This window comes from Exiguobacterium sp. QJM3NY_9 (assembly GCF_056173545.1).
In genome coordinates, this window is sequence record NZ_CM149679.1 from 2,542,048 (window position 1) to 2,560,701 (window position 18,654).

At 47.0% G+C, this 18,654-nt stretch carries 13 protein-coding genes and 1 riboswitch; of the genes, 9 read left to right on the top strand and 4 right to left on the bottom strand.

The genetic code is table 11. The features are described from left to right. The first annotated feature begins 124 nt into the window (after positions 1 to 124). Positions 125 to 388 (top strand): metal-sensitive transcriptional regulator, encoded by a 264-nt coding sequence (locus tag AC0VYQ_RS12990; RefSeq protein WP_088837854.1) that lies wholly within the window; start codon positions 125 to 127, stop codon positions 386 to 388. 74 nt (positions 389 to 462) lie between these two features. Here the strand turns inward: AC0VYQ_RS12990 and AC0VYQ_RS12995 are convergent, their stop codons facing one another. Beyond that, a complete protein-coding gene (locus AC0VYQ_RS12995) occupies positions 463 to 2,652 on the bottom strand; it encodes a phosphodiester glycosidase family protein (RefSeq protein ID WP_475403727.1) in 2,190 nt (729 codons plus the stop codon). A gap of 204 nt (positions 2,653 to 2,856) precedes the next feature. Here AC0VYQ_RS12995 and AC0VYQ_RS13000 point away from each other — a divergent pair, with 204 nt between their 5' ends. Both AC0VYQ_RS13000 and AC0VYQ_RS13005 read left to right on the top strand, forming a co-directional pair. Next, complete coding sequence (locus AC0VYQ_RS13000) at positions 2,857 to 3,660, top strand: SMP-30/gluconolactonase/LRE family protein (RefSeq protein ID WP_214767090.1); 804 nt, start codon at positions 2,857 to 2,859, stop codon at positions 3,658 to 3,660. Between the two features lie 107 nt (positions 3,661 to 3,767). Then, positions 3,768 to 4,475, top strand: coding sequence for an MBL fold metallo-hydrolase (locus AC0VYQ_RS13005; protein ID WP_214892689.1), 708 nt, complete (start codon positions 3,768 to 3,770; stop codon positions 4,473 to 4,475). A gap of 751 nt (positions 4,476 to 5,226) precedes the next feature. On the opposite strand, the gene AC0VYQ_RS13010 is transcribed toward AC0VYQ_RS13005, so the two are convergent. Next, positions 5,227 to 6,834 carry a glycoside hydrolase family 13 protein gene (locus AC0VYQ_RS13010; protein ID WP_475403728.1) on the bottom strand — a complete coding sequence of 536 codons (1,608 nt, stop codon included), beginning with the start codon at positions 6,832 to 6,834 and terminating at the stop codon, positions 5,227 to 5,229. Between the two features lie 166 nt (positions 6,835 to 7,000). Between AC0VYQ_RS13010 and AC0VYQ_RS13015 the strand changes: the two genes are divergently transcribed. The 4 genes from AC0VYQ_RS13015 to AC0VYQ_RS13030 all read left to right on the top strand — a co-directional run bounded on the left by AC0VYQ_RS13015 (position 7,001) and on the right by AC0VYQ_RS13030 (position 10,958). Continuing rightward, complete coding sequence (locus AC0VYQ_RS13015) at positions 7,001 to 8,188, top strand: aminotransferase class I/II-fold pyridoxal phosphate-dependent enzyme (RefSeq protein WP_214807151.1); 1,188 nt, start codon at positions 7,001 to 7,003, stop codon at positions 8,186 to 8,188. A gap of 62 nt (positions 8,189 to 8,250) precedes the next feature. Further along, a riboswitch (SAM riboswitch) is annotated at positions 8,251 to 8,357 on the top strand. 83 nt (positions 8,358 to 8,440) lie between these two features. Continuing rightward, entirely contained in the window at positions 8,441 to 9,454 is a 1,014-nt protein-coding gene (locus AC0VYQ_RS13020; RefSeq protein WP_475403729.1) for a methionine ABC transporter ATP-binding protein, read from the top strand. Then, positions 9,444 to 10,109, top strand: coding sequence for a methionine ABC transporter permease (locus AC0VYQ_RS13025; RefSeq protein ID WP_029331564.1), 666 nt, complete (start codon positions 9,444 to 9,446; stop codon positions 10,107 to 10,109). The genes AC0VYQ_RS13020 and AC0VYQ_RS13025 overlap by 11 nt, the downstream gene beginning before the upstream one ends. 33 nt (positions 10,110 to 10,142) lie before the next feature. Continuing rightward, complete coding sequence (locus AC0VYQ_RS13030; protein WP_475403730.1) at positions 10,143 to 10,958, top strand: MetQ/NlpA family ABC transporter substrate-binding protein; 816 nt, start codon at positions 10,143 to 10,145, stop codon at positions 10,956 to 10,958. Between the two features lie 486 nt (positions 10,959 to 11,444). Here the strand turns inward: AC0VYQ_RS13030 and AC0VYQ_RS13035 are convergent, their stop codons facing one another. After that, entirely contained in the window at positions 11,445 to 12,323 is an 879-nt protein-coding gene (locus tag AC0VYQ_RS13035; protein ID WP_214892703.1) for a CAP domain-containing protein, read from the bottom strand. Positions 12,324 to 12,681: 358 nt separating this feature from the next. Between AC0VYQ_RS13035 and AC0VYQ_RS13040 the strand changes: the two genes are divergently transcribed. Continuing rightward, complete coding sequence (locus tag AC0VYQ_RS13040) at positions 12,682 to 13,038, top strand: hypothetical protein (protein ID WP_475403731.1); 357 nt, start codon at positions 12,682 to 12,684, stop codon at positions 13,036 to 13,038. 22 nt (positions 13,039 to 13,060) lie between these two features. Here AC0VYQ_RS13040 and AC0VYQ_RS13045 read toward each other — a convergent pair whose 3' ends face one another. After that, complete coding sequence (locus tag AC0VYQ_RS13045) at positions 13,061 to 15,808, bottom strand: chitobiase/beta-hexosaminidase C-terminal domain-containing protein (RefSeq protein WP_475403732.1); 2,748 nt, start codon at positions 15,806 to 15,808, stop codon at positions 13,061 to 13,063. Positions 15,809 to 16,573: 765 nt separating this feature from the next. Between AC0VYQ_RS13045 and AC0VYQ_RS13050 the strand changes: the two genes are divergently transcribed. Then, complete coding sequence (locus tag AC0VYQ_RS13050) at positions 16,574 to 18,607, top strand: thioredoxin domain-containing protein (protein WP_475403733.1); 2,034 nt, start codon at positions 16,574 to 16,576, stop codon at positions 18,605 to 18,607. The last annotated feature ends 47 nt before the right edge of the window (positions 18,608 to 18,654 follow it).

The following is an 18,654-nucleotide window of genomic DNA, read 5'->3' on the forward strand; positions in this document are numbered from 1 at the left end:
TCCATATTCCCTGTTCTATCAAAAAATATAGCTGAAAAATCGATTGAATTGACAGCAATACCATGATGGGCATAGCATGAAGGTATCGAGAATACGTGTTGCACCTTAGAATGGAGGAAAACGAATGGATTATGATCAAAAGATGAAAAATCGGGTTAGTCGGATTGAAGGACAACTGCGCGGTATCTTACGGATGATGGAAGAAGGTCAAGATTGTCGTGATGTCATCACTCAGTTATCCGCTGCACGCTCGGCAATGGACCGTACGATTGGTGTCGTCGTTAGCTCAAACTTGATTGAATGTGTCAAAGAGGCTGAAGCCAGTGGTGAGGGACAAACAGAAGACTTAGTTAAGGAAGCTGTTAGCCTCCTCGTTAAAAGTCGTTAAGAAAAACGATATCCTTTCCCACGATTTACTTGGGAGGGACATCGTTTTTTTAGATTTTCAACTCATCGCAGATTTCAATACCAGACTTTAAGCTGATCAAGATACACACGATGTTTTGTCTTGTCACCTTTTCGCTTCTGATCTGCCTCAACAAAATAAATCGTATTTATCTTGAGCGGAACTTGCCATGACGGGTCGAGTTTCGCCTGGACGGTCTTGAATCCCGTCCAGTCTACTTTCTTCACGAAATCGACTGTATGCGATTTACCTGTCGCATCTTTTAGTTTCGCTCTTAACCACGGAGCATGTTGATCTCCATACACGTCAAGTGTAAGTGATTTTGCAGGATAAGGAATGATCCAATTCGGACTCGACAGATACATCGCCCCATTTTGTGTTTTCCAACCCGAATAATCATATGTCATCTCAAGCGAAGAACGGCCTGCCGTTTTTTGTTTCGTGCTTAGGCGAGTCGTATAACTCGACACATATGGTGAGTTTGAAGTATACACCCCTTTCTCGAATGGATCGAGCAGATCCATTGTCTTCGTAGGTATGATTGTGACCGGAACTGAGATTGAGTGTCCGCCGGCAGTTACTGTCAATGTTGTCTTCCCCGCTCGTTTCGCAGTCATGATACTTTTCGAAATACTAGCAAGCGTCCGATTCATAAGTTGTTCGCTTTTTTCTTGTACCGGAATCGTGACTTTACGTGAATTGAACCATCCTTCACTTTGAATCTTTAACTTTTGACCTACTTTCATTACGATCGGTTGATTTCGATTCACGACAAGTCCTGACAAACGATTCGTAATGTTAATTTTAATCGGTTGACTTACTTGATCTACAAGCATTTTCCCTGTCCATGTTTCTGGGCGGAGTCCTGCCTGGACCTCCAACCCTCTAACTCCCTTACCACTGAGTGTTACTTTTTTCTTTGCAGCGTTGATCGGTTGACCATTCTTATCTGATAATTTCAAGGACAAGAGTCGTTTTTCGCCGATGTATAAATCAGGCTGTGGAGGAATAATAATTTTCGCAGCAATGTTTGTTGGGACATAACGTGTCGCAAGTAATAAACCATTTGTAATCGACCGACTTCTTCCATCTGCCGGATAGTTGACCGTCTTAACAGAAAACTCCCCTTCACGACGGACCATTATTTCTGTTGATCCTCCCCCATCAAATGCCAGTGCAGAAACAGCCCCGAGCCGTTTCATCTGTGCAACAGCTTCTAGCATCGTAATACCTTTCGAATCCGCCCGCGCTTGATCGACAGTTAAAATATGTACAGTTTGGTTTGCCGTCAATCCAATTAACGTGCGTGCTTTGCGTGCAAGCATCAAAAAACGATCATGCTGATCAGCTAACGCACTTAAATCTAAACCCACTCCATCTTTAATTAGCCAGTTATATCCAGAAACAGCTTCTTGTATATCATTTCTGACTGCTAAATTAGACATTTGAACGAGATTGAACTGGGTCGTGATTTTTCCACTTTTGACTAAATCGAGCATTGCATTCTTTTGTTTTCCTAATGCCACGAGAACCACCCCATCGGATGGAATATCGATTTCTGAATGGAACGTAGTGTCGATTTTTTTAATTGTCCATTCATAACTCCCACCTAACTTAAAGGCACGCACTGTCGCTCCTTTCAGCGTAACAATGGCTACTTCCTTTTTCATGGATTCCGATGGTTCAATTAATTTAATTTTTTTAGATAGATGATGTGCATTCGTAAAAACACCAACTCGGTTTGCTAAATATTCATTTCTATTCAATGAATGAAGTGTCAAAGAACGGGTAGCCGACTTAGCAGTTCCAACGATTCCATATGATCCAATTTCCGCCTGCCCCTGCCCATTGATGACGAACGATGGGAACTTCAAGGACGACTCTTTGACACTATGACTGACAAGTACCTCATTATTTTGAATTTGCATTCCAATCGGCATTCCTGTTGTCACCCGGTACATGTCTGCATTGATTGCTGAAACGACCCGACTCCCGGTAGAAGAATACCGTTTCATTTGAGAAGGGAGTGGTTCCGTCGCCAAAACATGTTCGCGTCCCTTTGATGTTATCCAGCGATTTCCTGTGTCTGGTGTGACTGTAAGTTGATGAAACGTTTGATTTCTACCAGATACACTCTCTTTTCTTACCGTATAGTCAATCCCTCTTGAGATTGTTTCCGCATAACTAATTTGTACAGTACTAATCAAAAGATAAAAAGTTAATAAAATACATAAATTCCTTTTCACTTTACACCCCCATTATATATTATGCCTTTTTAAGTAAAAAAATAACATAGTTATTTTAGAGGTATGTTTTCTTTTCATAAATAAAAGGTATATGTAATTGTCATTCCATCCGAACTTTTTTAAGAACGAAAGCTAACGGGGAATCTTTTTAAACACCTTGAATTTTGATTGCTTCAAGCAAGACCATACGTAGGAGGAACATATATGACAGTCTCACTTTTTATTGATGTAGCATGCAAAACAGGCGAATCGCCTGTCTATGACGCCAAAACGAAACGCTTTTATTTCGTTGACATTCCAAACAAGCTGTTCTTTTCATATGATTTGACGACCGAGGCCTTGAAGCCGTTCCAAGTGCCGAGCGCGATCACTTCAATCGCTTTAACCGATGCCCCTGATTTTCTCCGGGTGACTTCAGAACATGGTTTCGGAACATTCGATCTGAAAGAAGGTCATCTCTCACTCGAAACGAAGTTGACGATGCCCGACTCGGATCGAATGAACGACGGTAAACTCGATCCATCTGGGCAGTATGTAGCCGGTAGCATCAATGAAGAGGACGGGGAAACGGCCAGTCTCTACCGTTTGCGTCACGATGGCTCAATCGATGTTCTGCATGATGGACTCACGAATTCAAATGGTCTCGTCTGGTCAGAGGACGGAACGACGCTGTACCATATCGACACACCGACTAAAAAAGTCTACGCCTTTGACTATGCACCCGATCAACCCTTGACGAATCGTCGCGTAGCAATCGATTTAGAAGAAGAAGATGGTTTTCCGGACGGCATGACGAAAGACCGGGATGGACATGTTTTCATCGCGCATTACGCTGGTTCTTGCATTACACGTTGGAATCTTGAAACGGGCGAGAAGCTCGCACACATCGATTTCCCGGTTGCAAATCCGACGTGCCCAATCGCTTATGAAGATCGTCTGCTCGTCACGACAGCGGCAGATGGAGACGACTCTGCGCATGCTGGTGCCGTCTTCGAAGTCACGTATTAATTTTTGTTTACTCCTCGGTCCAGTCGAGGAGTTTTTTTGTAGACGCCTGTACTAAAACAGGTGATACTAAAGTATCGATGATTATTTTAACGAGGGAGTGAAACGCTATGCGAATCTCAACGATTGAACGACTCCATCAATTACAGACGACACCATCTTTTTTCCCGGTCAACTGCTACCTTTTTGAAGAAGCCGACAGCCTGACCTTGATCGATACCGGGATTTCACTGAACGCCAAAGCAATCCATCGTGTCATCAAGTCCCATCATAAACCGTTACGTTCCATCATCTTGACGCATGCCCACGCTGACCATGTCGGTTCACTCGACTTCTTAGCGAATGCCTTTCCACTCGCCGAAGTGGCAATCAGTTACCGTGACGCAGCGCTTCTTAGCGGTGATGAATCGCTTCGTGAAGGAGAGACGACACCTTTAAAAGGGGGCATCCCGAAAAACATCAAGACACGACCAGACCGTTTGCTTGAAAGCGGCCAACAAGTCGGAAGCCTAAGCGTCATTACGTCTCCCGGGCACACTCCGGGCTCGATTTCCTTATGGCATGAAGGCAGTCGGACGTTGATTGCCGGAGATGCCTTCCAAACACAAGGCGGAATCGCTGTTTCCGGCGATACGCGCTGGCAGTTCCCGTTCCCTGCTCTCGCGACTTGGGATAAAGACGTCGCCTTGAAGTCCGCCCATCAATTGACGGAACTAACGCCCGACATCCTTGCGACTGGACATGGTCCTCTCGTTCTCGCACCGAGCTATGAAATGCGTGAAGCTGTCGATCGGTTTGAACAATGGTTAAAACGCTGATCCCACAACAATCTACCGAACCCTTTGTCTCGCTTAAAAAACAGGAAGTGCGGGAGATCAAAGCGTCTTTTTTCGTTGCTTTCCTCGGGCGACCTCTGAAAGTGCGTTAAAAACGCACTTTCCCCGTAGGAGTCAACGAAACGTGACGCTTTTTAGACCGTAGCGCAAGTATAGACAAGTCATGCAGCCGATTTAGAGCGCAATCCGCCTTGAATCGCATTAAACCGAAAAAAGCAATCGGTCGCGCCCCTGTCGCTTTGAAGACGAGACGAGGAACTGATCGCATCTAGACATAGCGTATTCACTTCTCACACACGTTTTTCTCCATGCTCAAAGGGTCTGATTCAAAAGCGGGAACCACTCTCGATTAAAAGGAATCAGGACTTTTTCCATACGTATCTCAGTCAAATACTCAACTATCTTGAACAACAAAAATTTGTACAGATATGGCCGATGATCCCGTCAAGAGTGGGATCATCGGCCATTTGCTTAATAGAGGACGGGAATGTCCATCCTCGACTCCTGTGGGAAAAGGAAGCGCGATTCGCGGTGAGGATAACAAAACCGTCCGTCACTCTGATTGATGTTGGAGCGACTCTTGAGTCAGCTCCTTCTTTTTTCATCAGCCCGTTCGAAATCAGCGGGACCTAACCCTTGTCATGACCATCGATCAGAATGTTCCTCAAAACCACGGCACTTTTTCTAGCGTGTCACTTTCTTGTATTTTCCTAAGATGAGACCCTTCACTATTTCACCGACTCGTTTGGTACAGGCGTGCCTCATAGGGCTGTAAAATCTCACTTGCACTCTCTTCATAGTTCGAGAGAAGTAACTGTTCATTCGGTAAGGCGAATGTCGTTTCGACCTGTTCATCATGGACGTTCAAGACGATTCGCCACGTCATCCCTTCGAATTCCCGTTCATATACGTAAAGATAAGGATCCTGAATCGCCAAATCACGATACACGCCATACACCATGACAGGATGTTCTTTTCGTAATTGAATCAACTCCCGGTAAAAAGCGAGAACCGATTGCGGATCCTGTTCAGCTGCCTGCACGTTGATTGTTTTATAGTTCGGATTGACCGTCATCCATGGTGTCCCTGTCGTAAATCCGCTTGCCCGGCTATCATCCCATTGCATCGGTGTCCGCGAATTATCCCGCGCCCGTAGCTGCATCGATGACAAGACAGTGCCACTCGGCTCTCCCGCTGCGACGCGCTCCTCGTAACGATTACGGAAGGCGACGTCTTGGTACAGAGAAGCATCCGAGAAACGAATACCCGTCATCCCGATTTCTTCTCCTTGATAGACATATGGGATACCCGGTAACGTGTGTAACATCAAGCCGAGTAACTTGGCGCTCTCGACACGATAGCGCTCGCTACCGAAGCGCGTGACTTGTCTTGTATGATCGTGATTATTCAAAAATTGTGAAGCGACGCCTTTCGGGTACAGCGCATCATACCACCGTTTTTGAATCTGTTTGTACCGCAGCAGGTCCATTTCTTCCATGTCATCGGCGACTTCGAAATGAAACAACGTCTGTAACTCCTGACGTTCTTCACTGACATATAACAGCCCGTCTTCGGGACCGACAAACGGAATCTCCCCGACCGTAAACAATTCTTTCCCCGCAAGAACTTCCTGATGCATCTCCTGTAAAAATTCATGGATTCCCGGTTGATTGCCTAAGTAGGACAAGTCAAACGGATCCTCCACATCGTCAAACGCCGCTCGTTTTTTAATCAAGTTAATGACATCCATCCGGAAACCATCGATGCCTCGGTCGATCCACCATCGCATCATCGTGTAGACAGCTTGACGGACGGCAGGCTGTTCCCAGTTCAAATCAGGTTGTTCTGAGGCAAACGAATGAAAATAGTACTGTTGCCGTCCTTCATCCCATGTCCATGGACTCGGCGCAAAATACGACCGCCAATTGTTTGGTGGTGTTCCTTTTTCCCCGTCATGCCAAATGTACCAATCTGACTTATCATTCGTTTGATCACGGCGCGACTCCTCAAACCAGTGATGTTGATTACTTGTATGATTGACGACAAGATCGAGAATGATTTTTAAGCCGCGCGCATGCGCCGATTCAATCAGCCGGTCCAAATCTGCCATCGTGCCGGCTTTCTCCATGATGCCGTAATAGTCAGCGATGTCGTAACCGTTGTCGATATCAGGTGATGTATAACAGGGGTTAAGCCAAATGACATCCACCCCGAGTGAGGCGATGTAGTCGAGCTTTTCAATCACGCCCCGCAAGTCCCCCATCCCGTCTCCATTCGAGTCGTTAAAACTCCGCCAGTACACTTGATAAACGACGGCTTCTTTCCACCAGGTCCGATTCATCTTTTCCATCTCCCGTCTAGTAGTCAATCGATTACTTGTCTAGTGTATCAAGAACATCGTCTGAAATTGGAATGTTCTTCTAATTTTTAAGGAATTTTAAAAAACCTCTTTCATTTTGACTGAAAATTCGCTATTCTTGACGACAATACCTGAAGGAGGAACAGAGATGAAACATTTCGCCCCATCGATCGCCATCGATCGCTTGCCCGATCCCGTCTTCGCAGAACTTGCCCAACGGATCGGTTCCGTCAAAGCCGCAGGACACGACGTCATCACGCTTGGTCAAGGAACGCCGGACCAAACGACACCCGTACATATTCTCGATGCTTTAAAACAAGCCATCGATGATGCAAGTAATCTCCAGTACCCCCCGTTTCGCGGACATGATTTCTTAAAACAGGCCGTCGCTAATTTTTATGAATCAGAATTTGGCGTGTCGGTTGATCCGGCGACAGAAGTCGCGATTTTACTCGGAAGCAAGGCCGGCATCGTCGCCCTTCCGCAGACGATCGTCAATCCCGGTGAAGGGGTCATCGTCCCGGATCCAGGTTACCCGGATTACTTATCGGGCGCAGCACTTGCCGGTGCGTATCCAATCACGCTTCCGCTTCTCGCCGAGAATAGCTTTTTGCCTGACTATGATCTCCTCGATTCGCTTGACGTCGAACGAGCCCGGATGTTGTTCCTCAACTATCCGAGTAATCCGACCGGTGCGACAGCGACGGCAGCGGCTTTTGAACAAACGGTCGCGTTCGCTGATGCACATGACATTTGCGTCGTCCATGACTTAGCGTACGGCGGGATCAGTTTCGATGGTCCGACGCGGAGTTTCCTCCAGACGGAAGGCGCTAAGCATGTCGGGATTGAGTTGTTTTCACTCTCTAAACGGTTCAACATGTCCGGCTTCCGGATTGCCTTTGCAATCGGTAATCCGTCCGTCATCGCGAGCATCGAAACATACCAGGAACACCTTTACGTCAGTGCCTTCACACCAATCCAGCATGCAGCGACGGTCGCACTTTCAAGCGACCAGACATGTGTCCGTGAACTGAGCGCCTTGTATGAGACGCGACGCGATGCGTTGTTCGGTGCATTAAACGAAATCGGCTGGGCAGGACCGGTGCCCGGCGGTTCGTTCTTCGTCTGGCTCCCTGTTCCGTCCGGCTTCACGTCACAAAGCTTCACCGATCACCTGCTCGACGAAGCGCACGTCGCCGTGACACCGGGTCATTTCTTTGGTACATACGGTGAAGGTTACGTCCGGATCAGTCTGATTGCCGATGTTGACCGACTCGTCGAGGCTGTCAAACGAATCGGGACCCTTCAGCTCTTCCAAACCGCCGTTGCCGAATAATTCTGAAAAAACGTTTGACAGATGGGAATCATTTCCGTTAAAGTAAATCCCAACAGCATAGCTACTTATCGAGAGCGACCGAGGGATTAGGCCCAACGACGTCCGGCAACCACCAGTAATGGAACGGTGCCACATCCTACAGAACTTCTTTTGTTCTGAGAGATAAGTTACGAATTTCTACACTTCGTCGCTTTTTTCTGGTTGCTCTCTAACTGGAAAAAAGCGATTTTTTTGTATCGGGAGGGAAACATTATGATTGAGTTCGCACACATCACAAAACAATTTGCCCGTGACCGCACACCGATTTTTGCATTAAACGATGTCAACTTAACGATTGAACAAGGGGAAATTTTCGGCATCATCGGTGAATCCGGCGCCGGAAAAAGTACACTCTTACGGTTGATTAACGGACTCGAGACACCGACGAGCGGTACGGTCATAGTAGACGGAGCCAATCTATCACGTGTCTCCAAAACGTCTCTCCGCAAACTCCGTCTCCGGGTCGGTATGATCTTTCAACACTTTCAACTGATTCAGTCCCGCACCGTTGCCGACAATATCGCGTTCGCCTTAAAGGCTGCCGGTGTCAAACGGCGTGAGTTCCCGAAACGGATTCAAGAATTAACGGCACTCGTCGGACTCGAAGGATTCGAGACGAACTATCCGAGCCAACTCAGTGGTGGACAAAAACAACGCGTCGGCATCGCACGAGCGCTCGCCAACAATCCAAACATCTTACTCTGTGACGAAGCGACATCAGCGCTCGATCCGGTGACGACGCTCCAGATTCTCGATTTACTTAAAGATTTGAACGCCCGGCTCGGTTTGACGATCATCCTCATCACCCACGAAATCGATGTCGTCAAACAAATTTGTCACCGCGTTGCCGTCATGGCGCACGGTGAAGTCGTCGAAGTCGCTTCGACTTACGCTATATTTAGTCAAGCCGAGCATCCGGTCACAAAACATTACGTCGATACGGCACTTCAAATCGAGTTACCGGAACGGATTTTACGGGCGGCCCCCGGCAAAATCATTCGACTTCAGTTCACGGGTGAAAAAACAGGTGAGAGTACATTATCTGAAGCCATCAAACAATTCGATATCGCAGTCAGCATCCTGCATGGGAAGGTCGACTACATCCAGGACGTTGCGTTTGGCGTCTTAATCGTCAGTTTGACGGGACCGACGCTACACGTGAATCGTGCCTTAACCTGGCTCGAGGGACAGTTACATGCAATCGAGGTGATTCAAGATGTCGCTTGACCGGTTTACGACAATGCTCCCTGACTTAACGAAAGCGCTCGGAGAGACGGCCTTCATGGTCGGTATTTCACTCACATTCGCCATCATCATCGGGATTCCGCTCGGGATCTTATTATTCATTACCGACCGCGGTCTCTTTTTCCAAAACATCATCATTCGCAGCACATTAGATTTTGCCATCAATATCGTCCGCTCGTTACCATTCATCATCTTACTCGTTGCCTTGATTCCATTGACGCAACTCATCACGAAGACGACGATTGGTCCTGCCGCCGCCTCGGTCAGTTTGAGCGTCGCCGCGATTCCGTTTCTCGCCCGACTCGTCGAAACCTCACTCCGTGAGATTCCACCCGGCTTGATTGAAGCAGCAGAAGCGTGCGGGGCGAAACCGCTCCGTATCATCATCAGCGTCCTCTTGCCGGAAGCCTTGCCCGGAATCATTCAAGGCTTAACGTTGACATTGATCAGCCTGATCGGATTCTCAGCGATGGCCGGGATCGTCGGTGGTGGCGGAATTGGTGACCTCGCGATCCGGTTCGGTTATTACCGCTACGATAACGTCGTCATGATCATGACGATCGTCGTGCTCGTCGTCATCATTCAAGTCATTCAAGCACTCGGCAACCGGTTCGCCCGCGTCGCCGATAAACGATAACTAACAAATAGAGAACGCAAGGGAGAGAGTACGATGAAAAAACGCTATGTCTTTTTAGCAACAGGATTATTAGGAGCAAGCATCTTAGCCGGATGCGGTGACAGCAGTGCAAATGAAGAAACGAAGTCCATCAAAATCGGGGCGACGAGTGGTCCGTATAGCGATATGGTCAAAGAAGCGATTCAACCGGGACTCGAAAAGAAAGGCTACAACGTCGAAATCGTCGAATTCAGTGATTACATTCAACCGAACCTTGCCCTCGGGAGCGGTGATATCGATGCCAACCTGTTCCAGCACTCGATTTATTTAAAAACCTTTGCGAAAGAAAAAAATCTCGATCTCACAGGGCTGATCACTGTCCCAACCGCACCGATGGGATTATACAGCAAGTCCTATAAAACGTTGGACGATGTCAAAGAAGGTGCTGAAGTCGCAACACCCAATGACCCGACGAACCAGGCACGTGCTTTGAACCTGTTAGCGGATCAAGGTTGGATTGAACTAAAAGCAGATACCGATCCACTGACCGTCTCAGAAAAGGACATCATCAAAAATCCAAAGAAACTCGTCATCAAACCGCTTGAAGCCGCTCAGCTCCCACGCGCTGTCGAAAGTGTTGATATTTCAGCTGTTCCCGGAAATTTCGCACTTGCTGCGAAGTTCGACTTACTCGATGCACTCGCACTCGAGACGATGAACGAGCAGTACCGCAACTTAGTCGCTGTTAAGACAAGTGACGAAGACAAACAACTGGCCAAAGACTTGACCGCTGTCGTCAAATCGGATGACTTTAATGAAGTGATCGAAAAATCATTCAAAGGATTCAGCAAACCGGACTGGGCGAATTGAGTGACAGTGTCTGTGTCACTTTTACAGAAAGACCTTTGTCTTGCCTACTCCCCGAAGATAAATGATATAAAAAAGAACCGGACGGCTCCATCTCCTTTCAACAACAGGGGTGGGCCGTCCGTTTTTTCGATAGTATCTCTGTTACTCGTCGCTCCCCTTTCCCGAATCGCAGCCTTTCTCAGGTCTTCTTCCATTAGAAAGCCTAAAAAGATTTGCTTCCACGTGACTCCTGCGGGAAAAAGCGCAAAGCTCGCTTGCGCTGTCAGAGGCAGGCGAGACCCTGCATCTTGACCTGTAAGGGAAAGAGGCAACGGCTTGCGCCTCGCCCGAGGAAAGCACGGGAAGTAAGAATCTTTCGTACCACTTATATCAACCACCTACGTTTTTTGATTCGTAAGATATCACGTTTCCCGGGACTCAAGACAAACCAAAAAGCCTAGGTTCCCATTGACGAGAACCTAGGCTTTACTTTAGTTTGTGCTATTTTCACGGTGTTCTAAAGTTAATCGTAAAGTACGGTGCATCTTTTCTAAACGCCACTCCAACATCCGCTTGTTTGAAGCCGCTTTGCATGATGTTCTCACGATGCCCTTTTGAGTTCATCAATCCCCAGTGGGCAGCGAAGACATTCGGATACCCCATCGATAAGTTTTCACCCGCCATCGAGAAGCGAATGCCTTCTGCCTTCATCCGGTCAAACGGGTCACGGCCTTCAGGATCCGTATGCGAGAAAAAGTTATTCTCCGCCATGTTTTCACTGTGTCCGCGCGTAACCGGTTTTAATGCTGTATACGGCGACAATGCAGGTTTCTTGTACTCGGCACGTTCCCAGTTCATCAGGCGTAACATCAATTTCTCATCCGTCGTCCGTAATGCTTTTGAAGCAGCACCGTAGAACCCTTCTTTTTTCGCTTCGACGTCCTTCGGAATCGCCAGTGTTGCTTTGACGCGATTTTTATCATATTGATCAAAGAAATACGTCACGTAGTTATCGTTCTTTTCATAGACGGCTGCATGATCAAGGTTCAGCATGTAGTTCGTATTTCCCTTTCGATAGGACTTGACGACCTTCCAGCCTTTTTTCGCAAGCGTCGCTTCCGTATCTTTATTTAACGTCGCGCCTTGCGTCGTCACGCCATCCCGGAAACGATACTTCCCGTAATCTTTCCCGTCTTTCGTCAGTGCGACAAACTCTTCTGTCGCTGTCCGTCTGACTTCCCACTTGTATCCCGGGTACTCACTTGTATATGCGTCAATCAGCTTTCCCCCACTTTTCGGGTACTCCGCCTCCGCTTGTTCGATTGGAACGCTTTCGCAACCAAAGAAAGCAAATGCTATTACCCCGAGGACTAATACTTTTTTCATCCTGCTGGTCCGCCTCCTTCTTTCTTGCATTACCCTTATTTTAAAAGAAATTGAACCGTTCGAACAGTCAGAGTATCCATTCTAAGAAAATCACATGATTCATTCGACTTGTTCACAACACAGACACATTTTAGCAACATCGCCTTTAAAGGTCTGACAACTTAGTCTGAAGCCATTCTCATTTCATTATCGTACAGAAAATGAACTATTTTCCCCTCTTGTTGAAATGTGTGAACATTCTTTTATTTTCATTCTTTGCAAATCTTATTGCCGTTCTTTCATCACCTAGCTAATATTAGGAATCGTAAGGAAAAAAATACGTGTTTGTCCATATAATATCCATCAAAAGGAGTATGCCATGATTCTTCTCTACTTTATCTATGAATCGATTACGTTTCTCGCGATTCAGCAGTACTTGTTTTCAGGTTGGATGATTCTCGTTGTGTTGACGGTCTCCTTTAGTCTCGCGAACGCACATGACGAAGTTCACTATAGCCAACGTTTCGGATTCGAACTGCTCGTCCCCGGTGTCGGAAACTTATTACGGAAGAACTTTATCGTCGGTCTTGCCACGATTATTACCTTAATCATCATCCACTTCATGTACATGTTCCGGATCCTTCCTCTTGAAACCGCCTTGCTCCTCACCTTTTCAATCAGTAGCCTTTCCTTCCTATCTCTTTTTATCCGAACGCAAAAAAAAGCGGACCGCTAAGTCCGCTTTTAAGCCTCTTTACTTAATACTTATCTGTTTCTTTCAATTTATACCCATTCGATAATTCTAACCAAACCGTATTTCCTTTTTTCGTTTTCACCTTGATGTAAGGACGGTCTTTAGAAACACGTAGCTCAAGAAGTTCACCTTGCTGATCAGCGTGTGTCTCACTTGCTTTATCCCAGTTTCCTGCAAGTTTACGCTCGATGAAGATATGTTTTCCTTTTTGAACAGCACGCCATTTCCCGATTTCTGCTTTACCATTAACTGCTTTTGCGCTTTCCATCCCCTGAATCGAAATGATTGCCGGATCGTGGTCGCTCGCGCTTCCGTCTGCTTCCATGTAATCCGAGTTGATGTTGACGATGTCAGAAGACGTATACGATTTTAAGTTCTTCGAGATTAAGATGTGATCGAGTACTTGTGCGTTACCATTATAGACGTACGAGTAACGTTCTGATTTCGGAAGATCATCGACCGTGTTCCAAAGATTTTTCCCTTTGAGAATATCGAGTGTTTTCGAGAACTGGAAGTCATTCAAGTCACCAAGAACAACGACATTCGAGTCTTTGACTTCTGTTTCGAGTTCATTGACGAAATCTTGGACGATTGTCGCAATCGCATGACGCTGTACTTCGCTCTTACGTACGACCGGTTGATTTTTACCGAAGTCTGCTCCGTCGCCACCTTTAGAGTTAAAGTGGTTGACGATGACATGGTACGACTCTCCTTTAAAGAGGAATTCCCCGACGAGTGGCTTCCGTGAACTTGCGAAGTTCGGGTCCAGCGGTTGAATCCGTCCCGGGTTACTCGTCAACTTGCCGTTTTCGACCGAGACCGCTTCCGTTGCCGTACCTTTTTTACCTGGTGCAAGTGAGACGCGCTCCGGGTTATACAAGAAGCCGACACGGATGTTTCCGCCTGGCTGCCCTCCATCTTTTTTATCTTCTGGTGCGATGTCTGTATACGCATACTTAACGCCAGTTTTCGCTTCAATTGCTGCAATCAATGTTTCAAATGATTTGGATGCATCGACTGTTCCGCTATCAACTGCACCATCGTTATCTTGCATTTCTGTCAAACCAACGATGTCCGGTGTTTTAAGGAACGTCGCGATCCCTTCCGAGACACGATCAACTTTCCCAGCGTCTGCTGTCGAAGCAAAGTTTTCGACGTTATACGATGCGACCGTCAAACGTGACTCTCCTGTTTCGATGTTCGTCGGTTGACGATCAATTTCACTCGTGACGAGTTTCGGAAGATCAGCTGCTTTTGACAAGACTTTATAAGCAGAGTAGTTGTAGCTCATGACCCCTTCAATCGTTCCTTCAAAACGGTCACCTGATTTCGCACGGTATGACGAACTGCCCATCTCGACGAAGAGACGTTCCGGGTTGACGTTGTCTGCCGTCAAGATTGGTGTACCGCGTTTCGTATAGACTTTGTCTGCTGTTTGCGTCCGGACCGGAATCGTCCGGTTTGCTTGCGGACCTGTGACGATGGCATTCGGAAGTGCAACACGCATCCCTTCGACACTTTCATACAGGTCAATTGCATCTTCTTCCGGATCAAAGTTCGCGAACGCATCGTTATCGACCACATCCGTCGGAATCAAGACGCCGTCCCCACCGAGGACGATGCTTGCAGGTAACCCTTCGTTAAGCGCTCCTTTGACGAGGTTAACGGCACTGATTTCCGTTACGGGCAGATCGGTATCGAACTTATCGCTGTACCCGCCTAAAATCCATTCTTTGACGTAACCCGTCGTCGCGACCTTTTGTCCGACTGCTGCTCCGTGGTTTTTCGAATACACTAAGATACCTTCAGATGTCTTACTGTTATTATCCGGATTCGGATCCTGCATGTAGAAGTTATTTGCATCCACGACATACGTGACGACACCTGTCGTCCGGACGAGTTGATCGGCGTAGGGAGACAAATGTGCAATTCCTTGGATACTGCTGATTTTCGTGATGGGTGGTGCGATGTAATATTTGAACGTCGAAACGGCTGACGTTTTACCATTCTTGACGACGACTGCTTGAATCGTCATTTCCTCATTAATTGTGATCGGCTCTGAGTAAACCGGACTTTCAACTGTCGGTGTTGATCCATCGACTGTATAGTGAATCGTCCCTTCTCCTGTAAGTGTTACTTTATCACCACGCTCGACTTCGCCGACCGGGTCAGCCGTTGGTGCAACGAGAATATCGCCTGCTTCTGCTTTATGTGATCCTAAATCTGTTAATGTATCGACCGGGAAGCTTGTCCATTGTGACGGTTCATATGTTTTTGAACCGGTCGTCACGTTTGTGTTACGGACGAGCGTCGTATCTTTCGCGAAATCCGCACTTGATCCGACTGGTCCGATGATGTCGAGGACGACATCTCCTTTTTTCAGGGCAACGGGATCGTTACCGTTGAAGTTCAGGGATCCTGTCGTTTGTTGTGCTTTTGCTTTAATGTCAGCATTTGCACTTGAGTTTGCAATGACGAATGTTTTCCCCGGGTCAATCGTTCCGGAAAGCGTGATTTTTGATTCAGACGGTCCACCATTCGTATACTGTACGAGTGTGTAGTCAGCGAGATTGATGATTTGCCCCGAACCATTGTAAATCTCGATCGCTTTGTTATTGCTCGATCCTTCTATGTACTCTGACAGGATGACGCCTTCGCCCTCTGCCCCTACGATGATGCCTGCCTGCGGAAGAATACCTGCTGTTAATGCTCCGACCAATGCCCACTTACCAAACGTACTTCCGTATTTCATGATGTTGACCCCCTATTTAATTTTCTGACACTTCTTTATAATATCAGAATTAATTTGTAAAAGTGTATATTTTTCGTAAAAAAAGATGTTATCCTTCGTAAATGATAATAATGGTATCGCTTACAAATTTTTATCGTTCGCTTTTATTATAATTATCTTTTGGAGTCACTCTCATCAATGGATGTCTTCCCACCGTTAGCAGGTTAAAAAAGGGCATAAAAAAAACGCCTTCTCAGCGTGTTGGTTTCTTTTACATTAGTTGTCAGTGGAATCGAGGACACAGGTGATCAAAACACCTGAAACGACGAAAGCCCTACCTCTCTTTCGTTGTTACGGCTCCTTGGCCGCGCCAGCTGAATCAAGCGTTTTAGCAAGAATCAAGTTGCGTATTAGGTTACGCATTTACTGGGATTTTTAGAGTTTCGCTCGGATGAGCTGAAAAGTATCGAATGGAAGGTTTATCTTGCTGGGTCAACTTCTTCCCTAAAGAAGAAGGACAAAATAAAAGCGATGACTTATGTCTGACTCGATTGTCAGTTAAGGTCTAAAAATCCTGACCTGATTATTAAATTGTGTATTGTGGGTTAAAGATTCTCACATGAGTGATCATCCCCGATTCATGACATTTCTTAATATAACACAAAATATTTTACAAAGTCAATCTTTTTTCATCTCTAGATTTCTTTGACTAAATCAAGTTGATACGAATCTTAGAAATCGCTATCGTAAAGATACAAATAATATAGAAGAAACGAGGTACACATTATGCCGACAAACCGGTTGATTCACGAAACAAGCCCTTACCTGCAACAACATGCTTCCAATCCGGTTGATTGGTATCCGTGGGGGGAAGAAGCCTTCACTGCCGCCCGGACAGCAAATAAACCGATTTTTTTATCGATTGGGTATTCGACCTGTCACTGGTGCCACGTCCTTGCCCACGAAAGTTTCGAGGATGACGAAACGGCGACGATGCTCAACGATCGTTTCATCTCGATTAAAGTCGACCGGGAGGAACGGCCGGATATCGACCAAATCTACATGACGGCAGCCCAAATCATGACCGGTCAAGGAGGGTGGCCGCTCAGCGTCTTCATGTCGCCGGAACAAGTTCCGTTTTATATCGGGACGTATTTTCCGAAGACACCCCAGTTCAACCGTCCGAGTTTCCGACAAGTCCTGCTTCAGCTGAGCGAACACTATCAAACGGATCCACAAAAAATTAAGCGTGTCGGTACACAGATTGAACAGGCGTTGCTCGATGTCAGCACGGTCAAGCAGCACGGCACGCTGGATGAGGAACTGTTACACACAACATTTGATCAAGCGATGCGTCAATTCGATGTCACGCATGGCGGATTTGGCGGTGCACCGAAATTTCCGTCTCCGTCCCTGTTGACGTTCCTGCTCGATTATTACCAGTACGCGGAAGACGAGACGGCACTCCAGATGGTCATGCGGACGCTGACTGCGATGCGTGACGGCGGCATCACCGATCAAGTCGGCTTCGGCCTCTATCGTTATACCGTGGATACCGCTTGGATGATTCCCCATTTTGAAAAGATGCTCTACGATAATGCCTTGTTCGCGACCCTTTGCCTCGAGACGTATCAAGCTTCCGGAAATGACCGCTTCAAACAGTACGCGGAAGAAATCTTCACGTATGTCGAACGTGACCTGTTATCGAACGAAGGTGCTTTCTACTCGGCAGAAGATGCGGATAGTGACGGTCACGAAGGACTTTTTTATAGTTTCTCCTATGATGAGCTGACACAACTGCTAGGTGAAGAAGCCTTCTTTCCGCGGTATTACGGTGCAACACCAAACGGGAATTTCGAAGGACGGAATGTGTTTCACCGCTCAAATCAAGATCTCCACGCATTCGCTGCTGAAGTAGCACGCCCCGTCGCAGATGTCGTGCGCCAACTTGAACACGAACGGCAACAACTCTTTGCACACCGCGCGCATCGAACCCGACCGTTTCGGGATGATAAGATTTTGACGTCATGGAACGCGTTAATGATTTCCGCTTTTGCAAAAGCAGGACGGATTTTAGGAAACGTGCATTATACGACCGTTGCCAAACGCGCGCTCACCTTCATCGAGCACCACTTATTCGATGGTAGTGGATTACGCGTCAGCTATCGAGAAGGACGCGCTCAAGGCAGAGGATTTCTCGACGACTACAGTTTTCTCGCGGAAGCTTATCTCGAGTTACATCTTACGACGCAAGAAGTACCGTACCTTAAACAGGCTCGTCGCCTGACGGATGTCATGCTTTCAGCGTTCGGCGATCCGTCCGGTAGTTTCTTCTTCACGGCGTCAGAAGCAGAACGCCTGTTGATTCGACCGAAGGAAGTCTATGACGGTGTGACACCGGCTGGTAATAGCACGGCGACCTTGAACTTATTCCGCCTCTCCCAGTTGACGGGAGACTCGCGTTACCTCGAGACGGCGCACCGTATCCTTCAATCGGTCGCGGAAGATATCAAGCAACAACCGACCGGTTATGCTTCATTAATGAGCGTCTATTGCCGTATCATGATGAAACCTCAAGAATTGATTGTGTTATCGGACGACATGACGAAGGTCGAACCGTATCTCCGGCGCCTCTTCAAACGCCGTCACCCGGAGTTATCCCTTCTCGTCGGCCGAAAAGCAGAACTACTCGAAATCGCTCCATTTATCGAAGACTATCAGTTGATCGTGGGTCAACCGACAGCCTATCTGTGCCACGACTTTATGTGCGATCAACCGACGACAAGCCTCGACGAACTCCTCGCTCAATTGGACCTCTAACAATCATTCCCTTCTGTTTTCTACAAACAGAAGGGTTTTTCAAAAAT

Excerpts from the sequence above, each read along its gene's own strand:
- AC0VYQ_RS12990 (WP_088837854.1), top strand. The coding sequence starts at position 125 with ATGGATTATGATCAAAAGATGAAAAATCGGGTTAGTCGGATTGAAGGA.
- AC0VYQ_RS13000 (WP_214767090.1), top strand. The coding sequence starts at position 2,857 with ATGACAGTCTCACTTTTTATTGATGTAGCATGCAAAACAGGCGAATCG.
- AC0VYQ_RS13005 (WP_214892689.1), top strand. The coding sequence starts at position 3,768 with ATGCGAATCTCAACGATTGAACGACTCCATCAATTACAGACGACACCA.
- AC0VYQ_RS13010 (WP_475403728.1), bottom strand. The coding sequence starts at position 6,834 with ATGAATCGGACCTGGTGGAAAGAAGCCGTCGTTTATCAAGTGTACTGG.
- AC0VYQ_RS13015 (WP_214807151.1), top strand. The coding sequence starts at position 7,001 with ATGAAACATTTCGCCCCATCGATCGCCATCGATCGCTTGCCCGATCCC.
- AC0VYQ_RS13020 (WP_475403729.1), top strand. The coding sequence starts at position 8,441 with ATGATTGAGTTCGCACACATCACAAAACAATTTGCCCGTGACCGCACA.
- AC0VYQ_RS13025 (WP_029331564.1), top strand. The coding sequence starts at position 9,444 with ATGTCGCTTGACCGGTTTACGACAATGCTCCCTGACTTAACGAAAGCG.
- AC0VYQ_RS13030 (WP_475403730.1), top strand. The coding sequence starts at position 10,143 with ATGAAAAAACGCTATGTCTTTTTAGCAACAGGATTATTAGGAGCAAGC.
- AC0VYQ_RS13035 (WP_214892703.1), bottom strand. The coding sequence starts at position 12,323 with ATGAAAAAAGTATTAGTCCTCGGGGTAATAGCATTTGCTTTCTTTGGT.
- AC0VYQ_RS13040 (WP_475403731.1), top strand. The coding sequence starts at position 12,682 with ATGATTCTTCTCTACTTTATCTATGAATCGATTACGTTTCTCGCGATT.
- AC0VYQ_RS13045 (WP_475403732.1), bottom strand. The coding sequence starts at position 15,808 with ATGAAATACGGAAGTACGTTTGGTAAGTGGGCATTGGTCGGAGCATTA.
- AC0VYQ_RS13050 (WP_475403733.1), top strand. The coding sequence starts at position 16,574 with ATGCCGACAAACCGGTTGATTCACGAAACAAGCCCTTACCTGCAACAA.